Genomic DNA, 25,658 nt, shown 5'->3' on the forward strand with positions numbered 1-25,658 from the left:
AAAACAGTTTCAAAATACCTTTTAGGGTTTCTTCTTACTTAAACTTTACTATTGAAATACTGGAAGCTACCTATATATTTTCCAGAAGTGAATGGCTAAAATGTTCTGCTGCCTGAACATAAGCATAAACCTCGATAGGGTGTGCGCCTAATTTCTTTTTCTCAAGGTCAGCCGTAAAGCCAAAATCAAGCTTTGAACACCCAATTTCCTTAGCACGTTGAAGCGTCTTATATAAAATTTGCTTGTATACATTCACCTCATAAACATGTTTATAATCTAAACCTACAATCATTGCATTGTAAATGTTCTTATTTATTATACTAAACATTACTCCAACTAGTTTTGGCATTTCATTTTCATCATTTGGCTTAAGATATAGTTGAATGAAATCGTAACTAGCACTTGTTGCCATTTCTTCGAAAAAACTAAACGGAAGTTTAAAAACATTTAAGGTATATGATTTTTCAAAAACTTGCTCATACAGTCTATACATTTCCAATAATTCATTTGTAGAGCTTGGTTTACGATAACTAACAATAAATTTATCCTCAAACTTTAACACCTCTTTTCGAACATTATAACGGTATTTTTGAGGTAATTTTTTTAAATATTCCTCTTGATTACTCCAAGGAAATTCATTTACTAACAAGTTATTTGGTAACTGAAATTTGGTAAAACCTAATTCTAACATTTTCGTTTCGAATTCAGAATCTTGTTGACCATAAAAATCACGTATCATTAGTTTGCTTGCTTGATATTCAATAGTAGCCGAATTTAAAATATTTATTAATTTTTCTAAAGCCGCTAGCCATAAAGCATCGCTCTTATCCAAAAATAGGTGATTCCCTTTAGTTATTAAAGAACCTGCAACTACCGTTTTTGAAGTTAAAAAATAAGGTGAATTCTCTCCTCGTTCATTTTCTACTTTTTCAGATATATATGCAGGAGAAAACATATCATCTTTTGTTAAAGCCACTGTAAAAAAGGTTTTTAAAATAGTTTTTCCTGAAGCGTTTTTAATATCGACATATTTAAAATTCCAATTATCTTCTTTCTTTTCGTTATTGGTGAATGTCTTCTCTACAAGAACAATGTTATTATAACTAAGCGTAGCATTTTCTTTAAATATAGTATTCCATTCCTCTTCCGACTCACTCAATATTGTAGAGTTTAAAGTTACTTGAAGTTCATCTCTTTTTTCAATAATGTTTTCAGATATAGCCGCCTTTAGTTTAAATTTTGGAAGCTTAAATGTTTTAGCTACTTCCTCACAATTACTATTATTTTCCTTTAATGCTTCAAGATATTTATATTGAAGTAATTCAAGCATATCATCAATATTTTCCTTATTTAGTGAACTATTGATCATAAAACGGAGTCCGCTTTTTTTCATTGGAACTGCAGGAAATGAAGCTACATTAAAAAAGAATCCTTCTTCCTTCATTTTATTCACTGTATCATAGGCTATTTTAGGCAGTCCAGCAGGGATAAAAAATAACGGGCTTTCGGTTTTTTTATATTGCGGAAAATTAAATTCATCTAATTTCTTATTAGTATAATTAATAAGTTCTTTTAAATGTTTTTGTTTTTTATTTAATTTTTCAGATAAATGAAGTTTTGCAGAAGCTATGGCAGCTCCTAACATCGGTGGTTGTATTGGGCCAGAAAAAATGTACGTTGATCCACAATTTCGGACCTTTCTTGCAACTTCTTCATTCGGAAACACCATACATCCTCCGGCTGAAGCAAATGATTTATTCAAGGAAACAGATAAATACATTTTTTCATGATATCCCATATTACTTTTCGCAACTCCACATCCATTTTCTCCATACCAGCTTACCCCATGGGCATCGTCGATATACACGTGGAACTTGTCATAAGAATTTAACAAGCTTTTAAGTTCATTAAACGGAGCCAAATCACCATACATTGAATAAACACCATCAGCGAAATACCATACTTTATCGAACTTATTATTCAACGATTTAATCTTAATTTCCAAAGATTCCATGCAATTATGTTTTACGATGTAAACAGGAATTCTTCTTTCTTTTAGCAGTTTAACTGCCATTTGAACACTTGAATGAACTTGTAAATCTAATATTACGGCATCCTTGTTTCCTACAATTACTGGAATCGTAGCTAAATGTCCTAACGTGGTGCTGGCTGTAACAATGCATGGGCTTTTGTATATCTGCCTCATTAATCCCTCTAATTCCCGATACAAACCTATTGACAAATAGGTTCGAGAAGATGAAAACTGCGTTCCATGTTCTAATACCGAGTTAACAACTCCTTGTTTAAGTGTCTGTTCGTTTTCTAATGACAAATAACTGCAGGATCCAAAATTAATAAGTTTCTTATTGTCAATTACTACAGCATTATCATCTGTCTTTTCTTGGTTTGAGGTGTAATTATGCACCAATTTTCTTTTAAAACCATCTTCAATAATTTGATCTAGGGTTTCAATCATAATAAATTTTAATATTAAGTTTAGGTTACGTGATGCCTAGTTGGGACATCATAAATTCCTTATTGGATATTTAAAATTTATTATATAAGTATCCAATAAGTCATTCGTTATTTAGACCCTTAAACAATTGAAAAGTTTATTCAAAAAGTAAAAAAATTATGCTGTATAAATAGTATTATTGAAAACACCTGATAATGAAACTATTCTAACCACAGAACTCTTTTTTTATTTTTACAAGTTTCATTTTTTCCCAAATAGAATGCTGAAAAGGTTGGTGTGAGAACCTAAACAAAAGAAGATAATTATTTGTTTTTTTACAAAGTTTACTCTCAATATTAACATAGAGTACTATTAGATTTTTGGTTTTAAAAGAGTCATGCAACACCAAGGTTCCTTGATAGAAGTTAGTTTTTTCAGTTTTACTACTTAGATAAAGTTTTGTCTGTGTTTTCGGGATTACTTTATCTTTTTCTTTATTCACTAAATTCATTAAACCATCAAAGTGAAACTTTAAGTTCTCTTCAAAAAAAGATGTTTTTGGTTCATCTTTTAAATTAATATTCCAAACAAAACTATAAGTCCAAAACTCAGAACTTTCAATATTTCCCCAACCTTTTGCAAAACGAATGTCTTCATAACCTTCATACTTAATTTCGGGCGCAAAATGAAAAGGTATTTTTATCTTTTCCTTGGTCCAAGTTGAATCGGCTTGTAAAATGTCAACTACTCCAGTTTGTGCAAATGCACTTGCAGAAATAAACAATATTATTACTAGTTTTTTTAAGGCCATCTTATTAATTTCTATCAATATATTTATAATCCTATTTCAACAATAAACCCAATAGCATCAGAGATCGCTCCATCTTTCATTTTGCTAGTGTAATTCACATTCCAACGCCTACGGTCAATTTTAAATTTCGTTTTCAACGTTTGTTTTTCATAATTTAAATCAGCATTGAACTTAACTGGTTTTGTAATTCCTTTAATTGTAAAACTAGCTTCTACTCTCGCTGTATTATTTTCAAAATATTCAATTTTATCAATACTTAAATAAGCTTTGGGGTACTTCTTTACATCAAAAAAATCGGAATCTTTTAAGTGTTCGTCTAAATTATTTCTTGCTTTTTTATTTTCAATGTCGGTACTTTTAATGGTATTCATATCTATGGTGAATTTACCTCCAGTAATTTTTTTATTGTTTTTTATAAAATACCCCTCTATTAAATTGATCGTTCCTTCGTGACCACCAAAATAAAAGGTGTATTCACCTATCCATTGAATCTTGCTTTTTTTTAAATTAACAGGTAGTTTTTCTTGCGCTCTTAAACCATAAATGACGCTTAAAAAACAAATTAATGTTACGCTTATTTTTCTCATAATTAATGTATTTTGAAGCGAATCTAAACGAGGGAGTTCTAAAAAGTGTCAAAAAAGTGTCAAAGAAGTGTAAGCCGTTGTAAAATCTGAGAAAAATATTAGAACTTTACTTCCCAGAAACAATATAGATATTCCATTTTATATTCTTTTTTAGCAATTTCCCAGTACAAATTATGAGTAGTAAACGATTTTATATATACGGTAGTTTAGGAATCCTTCTTTTTTTAGGAGGTGTTTTTTCTAGTTTTAATCAAGATAACTCTGACTTTATTGAACGTGTAAAAATTGGTCTTCGTGAAGTTGGAAACAACTTATTACTTTCAAATAAAGACAGTACGTCATTAGTATTACCAGTAAAAGAAATTAAACCTAATATTTATGAAGTATCGTTTGAAAAAGGTCTTGAAATTGAGCCAGGTTTTCTGGTTAGTGAAATAAAAAAAAGCTTCAAAAAATCTGACCTTTCCAAGTTTTATAGAGTCGCCGTTTTAGAGTGCTTGATTAATGATGTTGTTTACAGTTATGAAATGAAGGAAACCAGTAAAAAAAGTATTGTTCCTTGTTCGGGAAGAGTTTTACCGGTTAACTGTTATAAAATTCAAGTTAAATTTATTGCTTCCTCACCGAAACTATTGAGAAGCTCCTTTTATTGGTTTGGTTTTTTAGTTGTGCTCCTGCTTATACTTTCAGAAATGTATTTTGGGAAGAGAAAGAATTCAAATGAGCAACAAGAAAATCCTTCGAAAATTCAAATAGGAAATTATTGGTTGTATCCGAATCAAAGTAAATTAGTTTTCAACTCTGATGAAATTATGCTTTCAAATAAAGAACGTGAAATATTAACCGTTTTTGCCTCTGCACAAAACGAAATTATAAAAAGAGAAGAACTTTCAAAAAAAGTATGGGAAGATAATGGCGTCTTTGTTGGAAGAAGTTTAGATACCTATATTTCAAAATTAAGAAAAAAACTAAAAGAAGATCCTGCGTTAAAAATTATCAATGTTCATGGGGTAGGTTATAAGTTAGAAGTTAGCAAAAGCTAAAAAAATGCCCGATTTTTAAATTTTATGCTATCAAACACTAAATATTAATTCTCATATTGTTTTTAAATAGTTTTTTTATTTCTATATCGAATTACTCTAACTTTTTTCAAAACCTCTTAAAAACACCATTAAAAACGCTTGTAAAAATCGATATTTATTATTCAAAACAGTATTTATCATAAGAAAATAAAATATTGAATTTTACCAAAAAAAGTTGTTCGATACTATAGAAAAACAGGTGTTTCTAGCTCAAAAGATAACTCTAGCTTTTTCTATAGGAGCGTAGCTCAGTGACTTTTTTCATTAAATTTGTATCTAAAATTGAAAATAACTATTTAACAACATAAATTTATGTCAATATCAGATTTATATTCAAGCGGGAAACACTTACAAGAAATCGGTCATTTTGCGAGCATCGTAAAAATTGCGAAAGTAGATAATGTTATCACTGAAGGAGAACAAAAACTACTCGATAGAGCTGCAAAAAAATTAAACATTAGCAAAGATGAATATGAAAAAATATTAAAGACTCCTGAGAAGTATCCTGTAAATCCACCTGCGAACTATGATGATAGAATTGAGCGTTTGTATAGATTAACAAAAATGATTTTTGCTGACGAAGAGGTTGATAAAGAAGAAGTAGGTATTCTAAACAAAATTGCTGTAGCATTACAATTTCCATTAGACAATGTTGAAAAAGTATGTGATGAAGCTATTCATTTAATTTTAAACAACAACGATTTAGACGATTTTACCGCAGCTATTAAACGAGTGAATTTGGACTAGTTATACTAATTACCTATTTTATTAGTTATACTATAAACAAACCGTGGATTTATGAGAAAAAGTCTTTTTGTCGTTCTTTTTTTATTAATCACTAATTCTATATTAAGTCAAAATTTAAATGACTCTTGGCAAATAGGTTTTGGTGCTGGAATAACTAGGTTTGCTGCCGACGACGCAGCTTTTATTGGAGACGCTACCATCTTTCAAGTTCCGCGTTTTAACCTAACCATGCCAATTAGTGATCGCGTTTCTGTGGACGGGGCTGTTTCATTTAATACACTTGAAGATGCTGGATTTATTAAAAACTCGGCTTCATATTTTTCAATTGACGGATCCATTCGTTATAATTTGGATGCTGTATTAGAAAAATTTGCTCCGTATGTATTTGTTGGAGGAAGTGTGGTAGACTCAGAAAGAAAAATGACTCCTACCATTAATATTGGTGCCGGGGGCATTTATTGGATATCAAACAGAATTGGAATCAATCCCCAAATTTATTACAAACACTCTTTTGAAGGGTATGAAAGCATGCGTTCACATATTCAAGGAACTTTGAGTATTATTTTTAAACTGGATTGGTTCAATGCATTTAAAAACGGAAATCATGCAACCACTTCAGGTGGATTGTGTTATTAAATACAAATGACTTTAAACGTATATACAACAAAAGCGGCTTTCGAGCCGCTTTTGTTGTTTTCATAATACTTAAAAATGTTTTTATGGTCTTTGCTCTTTTACATAATAATTTTCTTCACCAGTATTATAACCCAATTTAATATATCCATTCTTGTATGAAATACTAGTAGCAATTCCATCATCATCAAAAATGGTTACATGTATAGTTGCTCTACTTCTATCATTAATATCTGTCCCGTAATCTTCTTTTCCATATGGAAAACTTACTAACCATGCATTTTCAGGAAAAACTAAAGTCAGTCCTTTCTTAATATATTTTGCTGTAGGAGTTTCTATGTCATCATCCCAAAATTTTATATCTCTCAATACCTTTTCTCCAATTTTTAACGCGTATTTTTCTGTGTAATTCATTTTATTAATTTTTTAATCTTTCAGGAAATAATTTTAGTAACTCTTCCATTTCCCCAATTATATTAGGTTGTCCCCCTTGAGTTAATGATTCTTTTACGTAATACCAATAGGAATCAACTAACTCCTCATTTGTCCATCTATGTTTGGTTTCCCAAATATTGTTCCAAACGCTTTCTTCATGTTTCCAGTTAGGTTTTTTTCTATATTCTAGATTACCGAATCTTTTCAAATCTTCCATATGCCAAACCTCATGTTGTAAAGTAAGTTGTGTACAATTTTGCCTTACATATATTGTTGGAGGTGGACCAGGATTAAAAGAACCTTGTGTATTCCTTAAGCCATTCCATTTTTTTAATCTCGCTTTAAATTTAGGCGTTTTAGTTACAATTTCAACTTTTAGATTTAGTTCTTTGAATTTTAATTCTAAATCATTCTTTAATTTTAATAATTGATTTCTTGTTAATTTAACACCTCCATCTGCTTTATTAACTCCTTTATTTCTATATAATTCGTCGACTTCCTTTGAAAGATGTTCTAGATCCTCAAAAATATCTTCAAGCTGTTTTTTCGGTAAATCCTTTAGATCATCAATTCCTTTTCTGCCATATCTTTTGATATACTTTAATCCTTTTTTAGAAAAATTAATAAAGCTAGAAACTCCCTTTGCTAATTGAAAAACACCTATTAACAAAGATACAATTTGTATCACATCATGTGCTAGGTTGTAATATAAACGTTCGACATTACCTTCTTGTACGGCTTTTACATATTCTTTAGTAGCTCCTTCAATAATTGCTTGAAAAATTCCTTCTTCAAATAGCTTTTTTAAACCATCAACAAAAGCATTCATTTCCTTTTCACTTCCCATTATTTTAGAGAAAAAAGCCAGCATTTCAGGTATCGCTCTCACTTCGTCGATAATACCATTTACAAAACCACAAACCTGTGCATTAAACAAGGTGTCACCCTCAATAAGAGGTAAGTAGTTTTTTAACTTTGGATTCCAATGATGTTCTTTGAATTTATAATTTTCAATTTTTTCTATAGCAAAGTTAGCTGCCTCCAAAGCAAGGAATAACGAAGGGTTTGTATTAAATATTTCTGAATTTAACCCGCTGCTTTCCTTTCTTTCTAAAATCCATAACTGTATTAATGCCTCTCCAAGACCTTTGTGTGTCGCTCTATCAATAGTCTTTTTACTGTAAATATTTGTGTCTAATTCAGCTTTAATTTCTTTAATAATTAGTTGCTCAATAACATCTTGAGTTATTTCTCTTTCTTTTAAACCCTTAGCAACATTGGTTCCTAGTTGAACTTTTATAAACGAACTACTCTTATATACTAACCAAATATAAATTTCATTAGATTTAGGAGTTACTTTAACTCCCTCATTAATTGTACTGTCTGTTTTTAACTGTACAGCTCTTTGTGACTTTTCAATAAATACATAAGGTTTGTATTTACCTGCAACCGTAAAGTCCTCCATAAAAGAAATTACTTTCTTAGAAAAAAGTGCATTAAATTTAGCCAATTCAGTTGCTTCTTTTTCAACTCCCAAAGTGCTCAGAACATAGCGAATCATGTTTTCATGAACCAGTTCTTGTTTAAAAAAACTTTGAAATGTTGTTTTGTCGGTTTGGTAAATTTTGTTTTCTAACGAGACTGTTGATAGCTTCGTTTCACTATTTTCAAAAGATTTTTTCAAATAGTTTTTGAATCGTTTTCCAAATTTAAACTGAATATCAATATTTTCACTTTCATCTACTTCAATAAAAGTTAGTAATTCATTGTCAGAAATCTTTATTCGATCCTTTCTTTCTTGCGCTAATACACCTTTGGGGTATGTGTAATTAATAAGGCTGATTAAATATTTATGTTCATCAAAAGTAAATAACTTTCTTTCTGTCTTTTTTAAACCATTAAATAATTCAGCCCCATCGTACATCCACATTCCCTTTCCTTTGTAATACTTTTTAATATAGGGTAAAAATTTATCCGCAAAATCAATACTACCGTATGTTTTCCAATCGAGATTAAAAACTTCATGTGGTCGTGCATTGAATTTGAGATCATCAAAAGAGCCTTCTTTGAATGGACTTTCGGGACGTTCTATCTTTTTCAATCCGAAAATCTGTTCAAAACCCTTTTTATTGAACTCATTGAGTTCATCAAGTGTTTTAAATACTGCCATAACTTGTTTTTTGTATAATGTGATACAAACATATAACAAAATACATAAAAACTCAATAAAATATTGTAAAATGTTTAAAAACCAATAAATAAAACTGTAAAATGTTAGAATTATAAGACTATAACAGACAGTAGCCAGCAATTTTAAATTATTGAAGCAAAAAAAAACTGGAAGCGATATACTCTTCCAGTTTTTATATTATTCAAACAAGCTTATGAAAATTCCTTTACAAATTACTTATTGCATTGTTAAGTCGTTCAATGGTAGCTTGTTTACCAATCATTTCTATAATATCGAATAAATGAGGCCCTTTTAAAGCGCCCACTAAACTTAAACGCAAAGGTTGCATTACTTTTCCAAAACCTACTTCCTTTTCAGTAATCCAAGTTTTTACTATGGTTTCAATATTTTCGGACTCAAAATTTTCAATACCCTCTACAACTGAAATAAGTTCTTTCATTAAGTCGGGGGTTGATTCTTTCCATTGCTTTTTTGCTGCTTTTGCATCGTACTCAGACGGGTTTTCAAAGAAAAAATTAGACAAATCCCAAAAATCTGCCACAAACACAGCTCTTTCTTTCACTAACGAAACAACCTTTTCTATATAGTTTTTTTCGCTTTTAACACCTTTTTCAGCTAATATTAATGCAAATGCACCAGATAATTCATTATCTGACTTTGATTGCATGTATTGCTGGTTAAACCAATTCGTTTTTTCAGGACTGAATTTAGCTCCTGATTTGCTTACTCGTTTCAAATCAAAAACTTCCGTTAACTCTTTCAAAGAAAAGAGCTCTCTTTCTGTACCTGGATTCCAGCCTAAAAATGCCAACATGTTTATAAAAGCATCAGAAAAATATCCATCTTCTTTATAACCTCTTGAAACATCACCTGTTTCTTCATTCACATATTCTAATGGGAATACTGGAAAACCTAATTTATCACCATCTCTTTTGCTTAATTTTCCTTTACCAACTGGTTTTAAAATTAACGGTAAATGCGCGAATTTTGGAGCATCCCAACCAAAAGCTCTATAAAGCAACACATGGAGTGGGAGAGAAGGCAACCACTCTTCACCACGAATCACATGAGAGATTTGCATTAAATGATCGTCAACAATATTTGCTAAATGATACGTAGGCATTCCATCAGATTTAAACAATACTTTATCATCTAAAGTACTTGTATTCACTGAAATTTTTCCACGTATTTCGTCTTCCATTACCAATATTTCATCATGTGGAGTTTTAAAACGAATCACAAATTTTTCACCTGCATTAATTTTCGTTTCAACTTCTTCTGAAGATAATGCTAACGAATTTTGAAGTTTTTCACGGTTGTGCCAATTGTAAATAAACGTTTTCCCTTTTTCTTCGTGATTTTTTCTGTGAGCATCTAACTCTTCAGCGGTATCAAAGGCATAATATGCCCAACCACTTGCTAAAAGCTCATCGGCATATTGCTTATATAAATCTTTACGTTCAGACTGACGATAAGGTCCGAATTTTTCATTTTTACCAGGGCCTTCATCAAATGGAATATTACACCATTCTAACGAATCGATAATATATTTTTCAGCGTTCGCTACATAACGTGTTTGATCAGTATCTTCTATTCTTAAGACAAAAGTTCCATTGTGTTTTTTGGCAAATAAATAGTTGAATAAAGCGGTTCTTACTCCTCCCATGTGCAACGGCCCTGTTGGACTCGGAGCAAATCGTACTCTTACGTTGTCAGTCATTTTAATTAAATTCTTTTAAAATCTCTATTACTCAAAAGAAGCCCATATTAGGTAGCTTTTGAAAGCGCAAAGATAGTTTTATCTAATGAACTCATCGCAAGTTTTTAAGCACTAAGTAAGATTTAACTCGCTTTATACATTCGAAAATGTATTCCATATTGAAACTACTTTAAAACATGATCAAACAAGTGTTTTACGCTTCAATCATAAAGTGCTATGCAGAAAGTAAGAAAATGTCAATTTTCTTGTGTTTTCAATGCTATTCATGAAGTTATAATAAAAAAACCGGAGATACATACCATGGTGTTTAGCTCTATGCACGATTAATAAACCCTAAATTTTATTTGGTTCAACTATTATTTCAAAAAAAAAAGACCATCAAAATTGACAGTCTCTATATCATAAAGTGCATTTTATGCTATTTACAACTTATAATTTATAATAGAACCCAACACTAAAAGCAGGTTTTTTAGCAACATTTCTTCCACCAAGAGCTCCACCAATTCCAACGTTCGTTCCAAATTTATCATTAATTTCTCCTATTAATTTCAAACCGAAGGCGGCATAACTCTGGTTATTTACGTACAATCCAGTTAAACCATTATTCGTTGGAATTACAACTTCTCCGTTTTGAAAAGAAGCAACACCATCTAAAAATCCAGCAACCCATAACCAATCAATTGCTTTGTAACCAACTTCTCCTCCAAGTTTATAAGCACTACTGTAATTATTTGTTCGAATATCAACCCCAGTAAAAGCTTGTATATACCAATTGTTAAAACCACGTCCAACCAGAATTAAAGGTGTAACGGTCCAAGCATCATATCCAGTGCGAAGTCCTGAAGTGGCGGTATATGTACTAGTGTTTGCTTCAACTCCTATTTGTCCTGAAATTAACCATTTTTTATTGTAAAAATTGTGTTTTACACCTAGTTGAATATTACCTAAACTCGTTTCTGATCCTTCTGGAGTTATGGCAATATTTAAAGTCGGATTTCCCGATTGAACCATTTTCAAAGGTACACTTCCAAATAATGTGGTTTTATCAGATAAACCATACTCCGTGTAAAGTTGTAAAGTGTTATCCGTAATCTCTCTGTCGGTAGCATAATCAGGATTTCCAAATAACTCTGAGTAGTTCGAAATACTTGAAAAAGACAATTGAAGATATGCTTCGTTTTTCTTTTTTGTCCAAGGACTTTGAGCAAACAATGTTCCAGTAAACAGAATTGCTGCAATGATTTTTAGGTCTTTCATCGATTTGATTTTATTGTTTTACTATTGAACTCGTTTAAACGAGTTCATTGATATGGAGATCCTAATTCTTGTTTCAAACAAAATACTATAGATCCACTATTAACATTTTTTGGTTTTGTTAATAACACCATTATGTTCTATTTCTTGTAGTAGTAGAAGCAAAGATATACTTACAAAAAATTGTTTGTAATCTTTAATTGTAAATGTAGTATTTTTATAAGTTATATGGTAGTCAATTATTCATCATATAATAAAAACAGAAAATTCTAAGAATTTGAATAAAAGAGAGCGTTTTAGAATTAAAATTCTTAAGTATAAAAAAAGGCTAAAGCTGCACAGATTAACTGAAAAAGATGGCAATGTACATAGCTTTAGGTCTCATGGAACTCCTTGTAGTTGTTGGCTATGTAAAGGCGAAAGATTTAGTAGAAAAATCAAACATAAGAAAGGTAATAACTCATTAAAATTTCAAGATTAACTCGATGGAAGTATTTGAAAAAATAGAACAAAAATTACAACAGTTTAGTAAGAAATACTACACAAACGAACTTATTAAAGGCGCATTGTTATTTACATCATTAGGTTTAATCTATTTGTTTATAACCCTATTCATTGAGCATTTTTTGTGGTTAAACACAAGTGCTAGAACCTTGCTTTTTTGGGTTTTTATAACTGTGGAAACCTTGTTATTAATAAGATTTATACTTTTTCCCATTTTTAAATTAATTGGATTAAAAAAAGGAATTTCTTCTGAAGAAGCATCTAAAATAATTGGCGCTCATTTTCCGGAAGTAAGTGATAAACTCATTAATATTTTACAATTAAAGAATCATTCTGAGCAATCGGATTTATTGTTAGCAAGTATTTCTCAAAAATCAGAAGAATTACAACCTATTCCTTTTTCAAAAGCTATTAATTTTAAATCAAATATTAGGTATGCAAAATATGCACTAATACCTCTTTTTATATGGGGATTAAGCTTACTGACGGGTATAAATTCAAAACTTAATCAAAGTTTTGAACGTGTAATGAACCCGAGTAAAGCATATACACCACCAGCTCCTTTCTATTTTATTCCTACAGACTCGGATTTCACTGTTATTAAAGGAAAATCCATCACAATTTATTTTGAAACAAAAGGTGAAAGTACCCCACAAGAAACAAAAATTCATTTCAACGATCAACAATATTACATGCAGAATAATGGAAATGGATTGTTTTCATATACTTTTAATGATGTTCAAAATTCAATTTCCTTTTTCTTAAAGGCTAATAAAGTTACGTCGAAATCGTACTCAATACAACTTATAAACACACCTTCAATTCAAAATATTGCCTTAGAATTAAACTATCCTGGCTACTTAAAAAAACGAAATGAAATCATAAAAAACCTAGGAAATATCAATGTTCCACAAGGAACATTCATCACTTGGAAGATAAAAACATCTGAAACTGATAGTGTTGCGTTTACTAGTAATAATAAACGAACAAGTTTCAAAAAAGACACTAAAAATGAATTTTCATTAAAACGAAGGATTCTCAATTCAATGAATTATCAATTATCAACTTCAAATGAAAACTTAAAAGACTACGAACAATTACAATTTTCAATTCAAGTTATCAAAGATGAAGTTCCGAATATTAATGTTCAATCAAATATTGACAGCATAACAAGAGGTAATGCGCAGTTTTACGGACAAGTTTCTGACGATCATGGAATATCAAAATTAGAACTGGTATACAGTAAAGAAAATAATAATCAAACAACTGATTATCAAGTGATTAATATAAATAAAGAGGCTATTCAAACCTTCTTTCATGAGTTTCCTAATAACCTAAAATTACAAGAAAAAACAAATTACGAATTGTATTTTCAAGTTTTTGACAACGACAGAGTAAATGGCGCAAAAAAAGCCGTAAGTCAAAAATTTTACTACCGCCAAAAGTCTGCAGCAGAATTAAAAGAAGAGTTACTACAAGAACAAAAAGACCATATAAACAAGCTTGAAAACTCTCTAGAGAAACAGCAAAACAGTAAAAAAGATCTTGAAAAAATTCAATTGGAGCTACAAAACAAAAAGAATATTAGCTGGAGTGATCAGAAAAATATTAAAGATTTGATAAAACGTCAGGAGCAATACAAGCAAATGATGGAACGTCAAACAGACAAAATACAAGAAAATTTTGAAGAAAAAGAAGAAAACACCCCAACGCTAAACGATAAAAAAGAAAATTTAAAGAAAAGGATTGAAGAATTAAAGAAAATTGACAAGCAACAAAAACTTCTTGACGAACTAAAAGAGTTAGCAGATAAATTAAAAAAAGAAGACTTAATTAAGAAAACCAAAGAGCTTGCTGAACAAAACAAACAAAAAGAACGCAGTTTAGAACGTATTCTTGAAATGACAAAGCGATATTATGTAGAGCAAAAAATGAATCAAATCACTGAAAAGCTCAATGAACTATCAAAAAAACAGGAAGAGTTATCTAAAAAAGAAGACACTTCTGAAGAGCAAAAAGAGGCAAATAAAGAGTTTGATGATTTAAAGAAAGACATTGATGAGCTTGAAAAAGATAATGAGAAATTAAAAGAACCTATGGATATTCCTTCTATGGAAGAAATGGAAAAGCAGGCTGAACAAGAAATGAAGAAATCGCTAGAGAATATGGAGCAAAAAAAGAGTTCCCAAGCGAAAAAGAATCAGAAAAAAGCAGCAAAAAAGATGAAGGAAATGAGTAAAAGTATGCAAAATTCAATGCAATCTATGAGTGCAGAAATGGAGGAAGAAAACATGGAAAGTTTGCGTCAGGTACTTAAAAACTTAGTTACTTTTTCATTCAATCAAGAAGATTTAATGAATGATTTTTCAAACACCAATGCTGCTCACCCAAACTTTGGAACCAATATTAAAAAGCAATATCAATTAAAAACATATTTTGAGCATATTGATGATAGTTTATTCGCTTTATCAATGAGAGTACCGAGTATTAGCACAAAAATTCAGGAAGAATTAGCCAACGCTCACTATAATATTGATGAATCTTTAGACAATTTAGCAGATAATAAAATCACTATTGGTGTATCAAATCAGCAATACGTAATGACTTCTGCAAACACATTAGCCGACATGTTAAGTAATACACTTGATGCCATGCAAAACCCTCAACAAGGTATGGGGCAAGGAAAGGGTAAAGGAGGAAAAGGAGATTCTTTCAGTTTACCTGATATTATACAAAAGCAAAACGATATCATGCAAAAAATGAAAGACGGCATGAAGCAAGGTGAAGACGGTAAACCTAAAGAAGGCGAAGGTAAAAAAGGACAAAAAGGACAAAAAGGACAAAAAGAAGGTAAACAAGGAGAAGGACAGCAAGGTGAAAATGGTGAACAAATGGATGGAGAATTATATAAAATTTTCAAGGAACAATCACAATTACGTCAACAACTTCAGGATGCCATTAAAAATGGTAAGGACGGAAATGGTGCTGCAAAAAAAGCATTACAACAAATGGAAGAGTTAGAAAATAAAATTTTAGAAAACGGATTTAATCAGGAGAATTTAAAAAGAATGCAAGCTTTGAAGTATGAATTGTTAAAGCTAGAAAAAGCTTCTTTCGAACAAGGTAAGAAACAAGAACGTAAATCAAACACCAATCTTAAAGAGTTTAAAAACACGAATAAGAAAGAACTAAAGTTTAAAGAGTTGTTTTATAACCAAACAGAGATATTAAATAGACAATCATTACCTTTGCAGCAGAATTACAAACAAAAGGTTAAACAATACTTTACAACTACAAAAAAGGAGGGGACAACCAAAAATTAACCTTATTAACAACTACAAGTTAAAACACAACATTGTTACCACTATATATTTAAATGATACAATTTAACTACGAAACAGATTTTAAATTAAACGAAGAAGAAAACACTAGTGCTTGGATACAACAGTGTATTACAAAAGAAGAAGGTTCATTAGGTGAAATCAATTATATTTTCTGTGATGACGCTTATTTACACAAAATAAACATTGAATTTCTTCAACACGACACCCTTACCGATATTATTAGTTTTGACTACTCTTTAGGTAAGGAGGTAAGTGGAGATATATTTGTTTCAATTGAGCGTGTAAAAGAGAATGCTTCTCTTTTTAATGTAGCATTTGAAAATGAACTTCACCGAGTAATCATTCATGGTATTCTTCATTATTTAGGATATAAAGATAAAACTGATAATGAAAAAGAAATCATGCGTAGGAAAGAAAATGAATGTTTAGAAATTTTAAGAAAAGTATAACCGAGTTCCACGTGGAACTGAATATTATCACATGAGTTTATATAATACCATATACGACGTTATTGTAGTAGGAGGAGGGCATGCAGGAAGCGAAGCTGCTGCCGCCAGTGCTAATATGGGAGCAAAAACATTGCTGATTACAATGAATTTGCAAAACATTGCCCAAATGAGTTGTAATCCTGCTATGGGAGGCATTGCTAAAGGACAAATTGTTCGTGAAATTGATGCTTTAGGAGGATACAGCGGAATTGTAACCGATAAAACGGCCATACAATTTAAGATGCTCAATAAATCAAAAGGACCAGCAATGTGGAGTCCAAGAGCTCAATCTGACAGGATGCAGTTTGCTGAATGCTGGAGAACCATGCTAGAGCAAACTAAAAATTTAGACTTTTATCAGGATTCCGTTAATGGATTGCTATTTGAAGGAAACAAGATTAAAGGCGTAAAAACCGCTTTAGGGTTACATATAAAAGCACAAACTGTAATTGTTACCGCAGGGACTTTTCTAAATGGTTTAATACATATTGGAGAAAAAACATTTGGTGGTGGTAGAGCAGGAGAAGGAGCATCTACAGGAATTACTGAAGATTTAATTGAAAAAGGTTTCGAAGCGGGTCGAATGAAAACAGGAACACCTCCACGCGTAGATGGAAGATCTCTCGATTATTCAAAAATGACTGAGCAACCAGGAGATGAAAATCCTGAAAAGTTTTCATACTTACCAACAACAACTCCGTTACCAAAACAACGTTCGTGTTATTTAACTTATACGAATCCAGAAGTACATAATTTACTGAAGGAAGGCTTCGATCGATCACCAATGTTTAACGGTAGAATTAAATCAACAGGACCTCGTTATTGCCCGTCAGTAGAAGATAAAATAAATCGTTTTGCAGAAAAAGAAAGACACCAAATTTTTGTAGAACCAGAAGGATGGAATACTGTAGAAATATATGTAAATGGTTTTTCTACTTCACTTCCTGAAGACATACAAGACAAAGCTATTAGAGCAATATCAGGATTTGAAAATGTAAAATTCTTTAGATATGGTTACGCAATTGAATACGATTATTTCCCACCTACCCAATTAAGACATAATCTTGAAACCAAGTTAATAGAGAATCTGTTCTTTGCAGGTCAAATAAACGGAACTACTGGATATGAAGAAGCCGCCGCCCAAGGATTAATGGCGGGAGTAAATGCCGCATTAAAAACACAAAACAAAGAGCCTTTTATCTTAAAAAGAAGTGAAGCTTATATTGGCGTGCTCATAGACGATTTAATCACTAAAGGTACAGAAGAACCTTATCGAATGTTTACTTCAAGAGCAGAATATCGTACCTTACTAAGACAGGATAACGCCGATTTAAGACTTACTAAAAGATCATATGAACTTGGTTTAGCTTCTAAAGAAAGACTCGATAGAGTAACAGATAAAGAAGAAAAAACAGAAAAGCTAATCGCTTTTCTAACCAATTTAAGTGTTTCAAAAGAAGAAATAAATCCTATTTTAGAAAAGAAAAACTTAGCCGCGATAAACCAATCTATGAAGCTATACAAAATAGCTGCTAGACCTCAATTGGAATTCAATGATTACCGTAACCTAGATAAATTAAAATCGTTTATCGAAGAAAACAACATCGATAAAGAAATTATAGAACAAGTAGAAATTCATTTAAAGTATTCAGGATACATCGCAAAAGAAAAGAACAATGCTGATAAATTAAATAGATTAGAAAACGTTCCTATACCTTCTTTATTCGATTATAGTAAAGTAAAATCTCTTTCTTATGAAGCAAGAGAAAAGCTTAGTAAAATTCAACCAACATCTATTTCGCAAGCCAGTAGGATAAGCGGTGTTTCTCCAAGTGATATTTCTGTACTACTCGTTTACATGGGTAGATAGCAATAACAAATTAAAGAAAAACTAAAAACGTTCCATGTGGAACGTTTTTTTTATACACACTATTTACTCTATCAATTTTATATATATAACCTTAATCAAAGAAAACAACTAATTTGATATACAAGTATCTTTCTACTTGTTCTTAAAATAATCTAATCATCACATTTACACACTATACTCGTAATATCAACAATAGCTATTTAAGACAACATATACATTTAAAGCCATTCTTACATATCTTACTACAACAAACATAGACGGATTAATAGTATTTAAGTAAAAATTAAATTTTCAAGATCTCTCCATTATACATTGATACAAGATAAGACCAAGCACAATCCAAAGTAAGAACATCAAACATCCATAGAACCAGAAAAACCAACTTCATATATAAACACACCATCTACTTCTATACGTAAGGCCATACGAAACTATACCAGAATTTAAAAACTTATAACTATTTACACATTCGTATATCCTTCTATACAATTATCCATCGTCTATAAGTTAAGCGCAAGCTACTCCAGAATAGATTATACACAGTTTAAACAAATAAAACTAAGGATTAATAAAAAGAAAAGCCGTTGGTAATATCTAGAATAAATAGCATTCATTAAACAATAGAAAAAAATCACACCTAATAGAATATATATATTAAGCCATAATAAAGGAGTTAAGATAGAAGAAATTAAAGCGATATCAAAAAATTCACTTCTTGATAGAAACCCATAAGTTAACATCACAAACCAACACCACTTATAGATCAACCAAAATCGCATGATCTAAGTTCAAAATCTAAAAAACACATATTAGAATAGCGAAAAAACTAAAACAACACAATTTATGAAGCTATACATAACCACGGCCTATTTATATATGGAATTATATATTTAACGTAACACAAATAATTCAAAATATATGTAACGAGAAACAACTTCAAAAACAAACATAGAATAAACTCAGATTGGTTTAAATAATTCAGAATATAGAAAAAAATAAAAGTATCACCATAATAAGATCAACATTATATAAAAAATTCTTCTAATTCCTTTCCAATTATAATAAAGATAACCCCATTTAAACTCAGGTAATTTTTATTTAATAAAGCAAAAGAATTACTACTAATTATTTTAAGAGATATTTATGCAATACGTATTCACACATAAAAATAACGACAAAAACTAAAACGTTCCATGTGGAACAACTTTGTTTTTTCGTGCCATTCTTTGATTGCATTAGTATAAAAGTACAATTAAAAGATTTGAAGAAAGAAAACCACTAGTAAATAAACTTACAAAAAAAAACATCTACCTAAATCATCTAATTAAATACTAACACATTCTTTTTCAACTTACCTTTCCAAAAATTATCTTCCTATCCGAATACTTATAAAACCATACAACGAATGTATCTGTATAATCAGGATACTATACCAATTTTAAAATAGAACAAACATTCAGAACATAAATATCCTATCAACAAGAATTGTTCATAATAAACATAAAATAAATACAACACATTAATAATTCAATTCCTGCGTAAACAAATATTCATATAGAACAAAACTTCGAACGACTTAATACATTATGAGATAAGTGAAGTAAATAAAATAGAAGTACATCTAAACGCAAACTGTTCCACATGGAACACAAGCAATAATAAGCTAGCATTGAAAATAAAACCCAAACATTCTAGTAATTATTAACTAAAACAAAAAACGGTAGGAGTAGAGTTATAATGATTATTAACCAAAGGTTACTATAACCATAAAGTAAATTCAAATAAACTGATTATTCAAGTCTATTGATTTACATTTACAAGTATTCGATAAAGAACAAAAACACACACATCGAGACAAGAAAATTTACAACATGCTATTACAAATAGTTGAAAAAAATATATAAACCAATAGCCCAATCAACTTTTACAAAACTTATAATAATGTTCCATGTGGAACATATAACATTTTTACGTAATATTGTAATGTATTACAAGTAAGACTAACAACACAATTTAAGTACATTGAACGAGGAAAAAGATCTTTACAAAAATCTAACACCTTATCTCAATTGCATTGATTATACCGTTTCAAATGAAAGTTATGAAGTGATGTACAATGAGCAATTAGATATGTTAGTAACATCACCGCTACCAAAGGATTTACATAACTATTACAAAAGTGATAATTACATTTCACATACAGATAGCAAGAAATCTCTAATTGACAAAATATACCAAATCGTTAAGAAGTATTCTTTAAACAAGAAACTAAAACTTATTAATAGCTTTAACTCCAAAAACAAAACATTATTAGACATAGGTGCTGGTACAGGACATTTTATAAATGTTTGTCATCAAAATGGATGGACCGTTAACGGAGTCGAACCTTCCGAGGACGCTAGAGCCATTGCAAAAAAAAATGGTACACATTTAAACGAATCCATAGAACAACTTTCTGGTAAAAAATATGATGTTATATCTCTATGGCATGTATTAGAACATGTAACAAATATTCATGAATACATAAAGGATATTAAAAAACTACTAACAGAAAATGGTACTCTAATTATTGCTGTTCCAAATTACAAAAGCTACGACGCAAATTATTATAAGCAATATTGGGCGGCCTATGACGTTCCGAGACATGTATGGCACTTTTCTAAAAAATCCATTCATAAAATATTCAACTTTCATCATATGAAAGTTTCTAAAATACTACCAATGAAATTTGATTCATTTTATGTTTCACTCTTAAGTGAAAAGTATAAGACTGGTAAAATGAATCCGTTTAAAGCTTTCTACATAGGTTTAAAGTCGAATCTTAAAGCTAAAACGGAAAACAACTATTCATCACTTATTTTTCTAATAAAAAAACAATAAAACTAATTTTAATATATTTTTAAAGTATTTAAAATATAAAAACATACAAACACCTTAGTAAAAAAATAAAACCTCTTAAAACGTATATTTTAAGAGGTTTTACAATAAGAATAATTGATACCTTATTAATTAAAAATAAATAAAATTTATTTTAATAAAAACATACCAAAAACAGCAATTACAAAATAAACTGCTAAGGTCATCGCACCGGCATAGTCTTTTGCCAACCGTTGGCCTATTAATAAAAATATTAAAGTTAACGCCGATAATTGAACTCCTAATAAAGCTAATTCTTTTGCACCTGTAGTTGCTAAATTAAATATTCCAATAAACATAAATGCGCCCGCCAATAATTCAACAACAAGAATTATAGCTAACAATAATGGTACAACATTTTTTAAAGGAGAGTTTTTAAAATGATCTTTGATAAAAGAAAGGTTACCATTCCAATCCGTTACTTTATCAACACCCGATTGTAAAAAAGTTACTACTAAGAATAATAAAACTAAGATTTCTGTAGCATTTGATTTTATAAGTTCCATATTAGTGATTTTTAGCAAATATAACTTTTATGAAAAAGAACTGTAACATTTTATAAAAAATACGTCCTATAGTAAAGAAAACGTATCTTTAAAAAAATTCAATCAACTTAAAATCTTTTTATTATGCCAGTATATCTATATCCAGTATTATTCCTTGGAATAATTGTTCTTCTTTCATCTTTCTTCGTTGTAAAACAACAAACCGCAGCTATTATTGAAAGATTTGGAAAATTTCAAAGTATCAGACAATCGGGACTTCAGTTTAAAATTCCATTGGTTGATAAAATTGCCGGAAAACTAAGTTTAAAAATTCAACAATTAGATGTTATTGTTGAAACTAAGACTTTAGATGATGTTTTTGTGAAACTAAAAGTGTCAGTACAATACAAAGTTATTAGAGAAAAGGTATATGACGCCTTTTACAAGCTAGATTATCCTCATGATCAAATTACTTCATACGTATTTGATGTTGTACGTGCAGAGGTACCTAAAATGCGTTTAGATGACGTTTTTGTTAACAAAGATGATATTGCTATTGCTGTAAAATCAGAATTAAACAATGCAATGATAGAATACGGATACGATATTATTAAAACTCTAGTTACAGATATTGATCCAGATGCCCAGGTAAAAGAAGCAATGAACAGAATTAATGCCTCGGAACGTGAAAAAGTTGCAGCGCAATATGAAGGTGATGCTCAACGTATATTAATCGTTGAAAAAGCCAAAGCTGAAGCAGAAAGTAAGAGATTACAAGGGCAGGGGATTGCTGATCAAAGAAGAGAGATTGCTAGAGGTTTAGAAGAATCTGTTGAAGTTCTAAATAAAGTTGGTATCAACAGCCAGGAAGCTTCCGCTTTGATAGTTGTTACACAACATTATGATACTTTACAAGCAATTGGTGCAGATAATAACAGTAATCTTATTTTATTACCTAATTCTCCACAAGCAGGTAGCGATATGTTAAACAATATGGTTGCAAGTTTCTCAGCAAGTAATCAAATAGGAGAAGCTATGAAGGAAGCCAAAAAGAGGAAAGACAAAGAAGAATAATATTTTATAAAGCGCTGTTGAAACAGCGCTTTTTTTATAATTTAAATACTATTTAATATATGTTAATTACTACAACAAATACTATAGAAGGAAAACCAGTGCAAGAATATTTAGGAATTGTAACAGGTGAAACCATCATCGGAGCCAATTTTATAAAGGATTTTTTTGCCGGTATTAGAGATATCGTAGGAGGAAGGTCAGGCTCTTATGAAAAAGTCCTTAGAGAAGCTAAGGATATTGCTATGAGTGAAATGCAACAACGTGCTGAACATACTGGTGCAAATGCAATTATAGGAATTGATTTAGACTACGAAACTGTAGGTCCTAATGGCGGAATGCTAATGGTTACCGCCTCAGGTACTGCTGTGAGAATATAAAAAGGCACTGTCATAAAATAGCTAAACCCTTGTTTTTACGAGGGTTTTGTTGTATCTTATATTCATAATAAACCCCGAAAATCACCAAAAAAGGTAAAAAACGGGGTTTCCATTTGTGTAATTATGAAAATACGAAGAATTTCTGAAATGCAACACCGCATTTCAATTTTTTCCCCTCAGTGAGAATTATGATGCTCATTACACACGTTTTTTAGAGGGAGATTTGGGCAAAATCTATTCTGCTATTGATTGGGATGACTTGGTTACTACTTTAAATATTACTGAACAAAAAAAAGGGCGTAACTATCTTTTTAGCCCTAAAGGAAGACTTGGCTTGATGTTTTTAAAGCATTATGCCAATTGTTCGGATAGGAAAATGATTGAACAACTCAACTCAAATTTAGACTATCAATTTTTCTGCGATATAGAATTAGGTTTTGAACGTTTAACAAACTATAAAATAATAAGTCAAATACGTTGTGAATTAGCAGAGAAACTAGATATTAATTTAGTAGAAAAAGTTCTTTTTAATTCTTGGAAAAATCATATTGATAGTACCGACCAAATCGTAATGGATGCTACTTGTTACGAAAGTGAAGTTCGTTATCCTACCATCCAGAAATTACTTTGGGAATCTGTTCACTGGTTGTACAATCAATTACGTAAAACTTGCTCCATCTTAGGAACTAAGATGATCAGAAGTAGATATAACAAGTGGAAAAAACGTTACCAAGGATTTAGTAAAATGCGAAGAAAAACCAAGTCTAAACGTACTTCATTAACCCGAGCTTTACTGAAGCTATTAAGTAAGTTTATCGATTTTGAAAAGGAATTATCCAAGGCCTACAATATCGAGTTTAAGCCCTTGTATTATAAGCGAATCGACACAATCCAAAGAATTTACAAACAACAAAAAGATCATTTTGATACAGGAGAAAAAATCAAAGATAGAATTGTAAGTATTCATAAGGATTATATCCGTCCTATTGTTCGCGGAAAAGAAGTAAAGCCTGTTGAGTTTGGAGCAAAAGTTAACAAAGTTCAAATTGATGGAATTAGCTTTATAGAACATATTAATTTTAATGCGTTTCACGAAGGAAACCGTTTTATACAAACAGTTCAAAAAGCGCAAGGGTTAACTCGAAAAAAGGTAAAAGTAGCCGGTGGAGATAAAATTTATGCTACCAATAAAAACAGAACATATAGTAGCTCAAAAACCATACAGACAGACTTTATCCCCAAGGGTAGAAAACCTAAAAATCATAAAGAGAAAAAGCAACTTAGGGCTATCATTGCTAAAGAAAGAGCAACAAGATTAGAAGGCTCTTTTGGTAAGGATAAAGAACATTATCACCTACGGAAAATAAAAGCCAAAACAAAAAAGAATGAAATTCTATGGATATTCTTTGGTATACACACAGGAAATGCATTAGAAATTGGTCGAAGAAAAATAGCTCAAACAGACCAACAAATAGCCTAAAATAAAATCTTAGTATTTTTTTCATGGGAGAGCTACGTCTTGTAGGTACGTTTTTAGGAGATTCAATCAATAAAACCTCTTTTAAACAGAAATAGAGGATAGAATTTATATAATTTTATCCTCTATTTTCAATGTATTTTAAAAAATAGACTGTTTTCTGAAAGTGCCTAAAAAAAGCCGAATCAAATGATTCGGCTTTCTATTTATATCTGTTGTAACAACTTATGATTCTTTATCTTTCAATTGCTCTTCTCCGTCAGTTTCAGTTTTCGTAGCATCTTTGAACTCTTTTATACCAGTTCCTAATCCTCTCATTAACTCAGGTATCTTTCTACCTCCGAACATTAATAAAACTAAGGCAACAACAATAGCAATCTGCCAAGGTCCTACAAATCCTAAAAATATAGTAAGTGAATTCATTTTAAACTAAATTTATTGACAAAGATACAAAATTAAGTTCTTGGTTCAATTACTCCACCAATTACTTTTTTATCTTTTAACACCTCTGGTTTCCCTTTGTAAAAAATTGATCCTCCAAATGATACTTTTGCATCCAGCGTTTCACCTGATTGAACTTCTGCTTTTGCTCCCGATCCAGCTCTAACAATGTTCATTGCTGCTACTTGAAGTTTATAACCATGATAGTTAGCACCCAAATCAACATTCACTGTTTGATTTTTAGCATTACCTGATAACTTAATTACAGAACCAGAAGTACTCTTAACCTTTAAATGCTTTACATCAACAACCATATTGATAAAAGCTCCTTCTTGAGCTTTTATTTCAACAGATTGTTGTTTTAAGCTCTTAGAAGTAACAACAGCTCCCTCGTTTGCATCCACAATATGTATATCATTTACATAGTACAAAGATACCTTAGCTTTCCCCTCAGCAGTTGTTTCTGGAAAGGACAATACGATCTTTAATTTATCATTCTCTGATTTGAACTTTACTTTGTTAGATTTAGCTCCAGTTACAACAGCTCTATTTTTATCGGATTTAATTAATTCTATATCAATTCCGTTATAAACCTTCAGCACTTTAAAGCTACCTAAATCTTTTGTTATTTTGTTTTGAGCAGAAACTAGCGCCACCGCTAAAAACATACTTAAAAAAATAAATCTTTTCATTTTAATTATATTTCAACAATTATATAACTATATATAAATGCTTGTACATTACAATAACAGTCAATAATCATACCA

20 protein-coding genes are annotated in these 25,658 nt (G+C 30.6%); 10 read left to right on the forward strand and 10 right to left on the reverse strand.

Annotated features, from left to right (window positions below; genetic code table 11):
- Positions 1-70 precede the first annotated feature (70 nt).
- The 3 genes from BLW23_RS14365 to BLW23_RS14375 all read right to left on the reverse strand — a co-directional run bounded on the left by BLW23_RS14365 (position 71) and on the right by BLW23_RS14375 (position 3,853).
- Positions 71-2,476: a bifunctional aminotransferase class I/II-fold pyridoxal phosphate-dependent enzyme/GNAT family N-acetyltransferase gene (locus tag BLW23_RS14365; RefSeq protein ID WP_093671017.1), complete on the reverse strand. Its 2,406-nt coding sequence runs from the start codon at positions 2,474-2,476 to the stop codon at positions 71-73.
- Positions 2,477-2,681: 205 nt separating this feature from the next.
- On the reverse strand, positions 2,682-3,266 hold the full coding sequence (locus tag BLW23_RS14370; RefSeq protein WP_093671019.1) for a hypothetical protein: 585 nt from the start codon (positions 3,264-3,266) through the stop codon (positions 2,682-2,684).
- A gap of 23 nt (positions 3,267-3,289) precedes the next feature.
- Positions 3,290-3,853: a YceI family protein gene (locus tag BLW23_RS14375; protein WP_093671021.1), complete on the reverse strand. Its 564-nt coding sequence runs from the start codon at positions 3,851-3,853 to the stop codon at positions 3,290-3,292.
- Between the two features lie 173 nt (positions 3,854-4,026).
- Between BLW23_RS14375 and BLW23_RS14380 the strand changes: the two genes are divergently transcribed.
- The 3 genes from BLW23_RS14380 to BLW23_RS14390 all read left to right on the forward strand — a co-directional run bounded on the left by BLW23_RS14380 (position 4,027) and on the right by BLW23_RS14390 (position 6,318).
- Positions 4,027-4,896 carry a winged helix-turn-helix domain-containing protein gene (locus BLW23_RS14380; protein ID WP_093671023.1) on the forward strand — a complete coding sequence of 290 codons (870 nt, stop codon included), beginning with the start codon at positions 4,027-4,029 and terminating at the stop codon, positions 4,894-4,896.
- A gap of 351 nt (positions 4,897-5,247) precedes the next feature.
- Entirely contained in the window at positions 5,248-5,682 is a 435-nt protein-coding gene (locus BLW23_RS14385) for a tellurite resistance TerB family protein (RefSeq protein WP_093671025.1), read from the forward strand.
- A gap of 51 nt (positions 5,683-5,733) precedes the next feature.
- On the forward strand, positions 5,734-6,318 hold the full coding sequence (locus BLW23_RS14390; RefSeq protein ID WP_093671027.1) for a hypothetical protein: 585 nt from the start codon (positions 5,734-5,736) through the stop codon (positions 6,316-6,318).
- A gap of 81 nt (positions 6,319-6,399) precedes the next feature.
- Here BLW23_RS14390 and BLW23_RS14395 read toward each other — a convergent pair whose 3' ends face one another.
- From BLW23_RS14395 to BLW23_RS14410, 4 genes are all read right to left on the reverse strand, one after another.
- Positions 6,400-6,729 (reverse strand): hypothetical protein, encoded by a 330-nt coding sequence (locus BLW23_RS14395; protein ID WP_093671029.1) that lies wholly within the window; start codon positions 6,727-6,729, stop codon positions 6,400-6,402.
- Between the two features lie 4 nt (positions 6,730-6,733).
- The gene (locus BLW23_RS14400; protein WP_093671031.1) at positions 6,734-8,920 is read right to left on the reverse strand and encodes a zincin-like metallopeptidase toxin domain-containing protein; all 2,187 of its coding nucleotides are present in this window, start codon (positions 8,918-8,920) and stop codon (positions 6,734-6,736) included.
- A 226-nt stretch (positions 8,921-9,146) separates the two neighbouring features.
- Positions 9,147-10,661 carry a glutamate--tRNA ligase gene (gltX, locus tag BLW23_RS14405; protein ID WP_093671033.1) on the reverse strand — a complete coding sequence of 505 codons (1,515 nt, stop codon included), beginning with the start codon at positions 10,659-10,661 and terminating at the stop codon, positions 9,147-9,149.
- Positions 10,662-11,090: 429 nt separating this feature from the next.
- Positions 11,091-11,918 carry a transporter family protein gene (locus BLW23_RS14410; protein WP_093671035.1) on the reverse strand — a complete coding sequence of 276 codons (828 nt, stop codon included), beginning with the start codon at positions 11,916-11,918 and terminating at the stop codon, positions 11,091-11,093.
- A gap of 482 nt (positions 11,919-12,400) precedes the next feature.
- Between BLW23_RS14410 and BLW23_RS14415 the strand changes: the two genes are divergently transcribed.
- The 4 genes from BLW23_RS14415 (at position 12,401) to BLW23_RS14430 (ending at position 21,001) form a co-directional block, all read left to right on the forward strand.
- Entirely contained in the window at positions 12,401-15,742 is a 3,342-nt protein-coding gene (locus BLW23_RS14415) for a DUF4175 family protein (RefSeq protein WP_093671037.1), read from the forward strand.
- Between the two features lie 53 nt (positions 15,743-15,795).
- Positions 15,796-16,212, forward strand: a complete 417-nt coding sequence (gene ybeY / locus BLW23_RS14420; protein WP_093671039.1) for an rRNA maturation RNase YbeY — start codon at positions 15,796-15,798, stop codon at positions 16,210-16,212.
- 31 nt (positions 16,213-16,243) lie between these two features.
- Positions 16,244-18,121 carry a tRNA uridine-5-carboxymethylaminomethyl(34) synthesis enzyme MnmG gene (gene mnmG / locus BLW23_RS14425; protein ID WP_093671041.1) on the forward strand — a complete coding sequence of 626 codons (1,878 nt, stop codon included), beginning with the start codon at positions 16,244-16,246 and terminating at the stop codon, positions 18,119-18,121.
- 2,022 nt (positions 18,122-20,143) lie between these two features.
- Positions 20,144-21,001 (forward strand): class I SAM-dependent methyltransferase, encoded by an 858-nt coding sequence (locus BLW23_RS14430; RefSeq protein ID WP_255362804.1) that lies wholly within the window; start codon positions 20,144-20,146, stop codon positions 20,999-21,001.
- Positions 21,002-21,147: 146 nt separating this feature from the next.
- On the opposite strand, the gene BLW23_RS14435 is transcribed toward BLW23_RS14430, so the two are convergent.
- On the reverse strand, positions 21,148-21,543 hold the full coding sequence (locus tag BLW23_RS14435) for a DoxX family protein (RefSeq protein ID WP_093671043.1): 396 nt from the start codon (positions 21,541-21,543) through the stop codon (positions 21,148-21,150).
- A gap of 123 nt (positions 21,544-21,666) precedes the next feature.
- Between BLW23_RS14435 and BLW23_RS14440 the strand changes: the two genes are divergently transcribed.
- The 3 genes from BLW23_RS14440 to BLW23_RS14450 all read left to right on the forward strand — a co-directional run bounded on the left by BLW23_RS14440 (position 21,667) and on the right by BLW23_RS14450 (position 24,453).
- On the forward strand, positions 21,667-22,596 hold the full coding sequence (locus BLW23_RS14440) for an SPFH domain-containing protein (protein WP_093671045.1): 930 nt from the start codon (positions 21,667-21,669) through the stop codon (positions 22,594-22,596).
- 59 nt (positions 22,597-22,655) lie between these two features.
- A complete protein-coding gene (locus BLW23_RS14445; RefSeq protein ID WP_093671047.1) occupies positions 22,656-22,973 on the forward strand; it encodes a heavy metal-binding domain-containing protein in 318 nt (105 codons plus the stop codon).
- Positions 22,974-23,196: 223 nt separating this feature from the next.
- The gene (locus tag BLW23_RS14450; RefSeq protein WP_093668298.1) at positions 23,197-24,453 is read left to right on the forward strand and encodes a transposase; all 1,257 of its coding nucleotides are present in this window, start codon (positions 23,197-23,199) and stop codon (positions 24,451-24,453) included.
- A 222-nt stretch (positions 24,454-24,675) separates the two neighbouring features.
- Here the strand turns inward: BLW23_RS14450 and BLW23_RS14455 are convergent, their stop codons facing one another.
- Positions 24,676-24,873, reverse strand: a complete 198-nt coding sequence (locus BLW23_RS14455) for a twin-arginine translocase TatA/TatE family subunit (protein ID WP_093671049.1) — start codon at positions 24,871-24,873, stop codon at positions 24,676-24,678.
- A 32-nt stretch (positions 24,874-24,905) separates the two neighbouring features.
- The gene (locus BLW23_RS14460) at positions 24,906-25,583 is read right to left on the reverse strand and encodes a head GIN domain-containing protein (RefSeq protein WP_093671051.1); all 678 of its coding nucleotides are present in this window, start codon (positions 25,581-25,583) and stop codon (positions 24,906-24,908) included.
- Positions 25,584-25,658 lie beyond the last annotated feature (75 nt).

Source organism: Tenacibaculum sp. MAR_2009_124 (assembly GCF_900105455.1).
Taxonomy (GTDB): domain Bacteria; phylum Bacteroidota; class Bacteroidia; order Flavobacteriales; family Flavobacteriaceae; genus Polaribacter.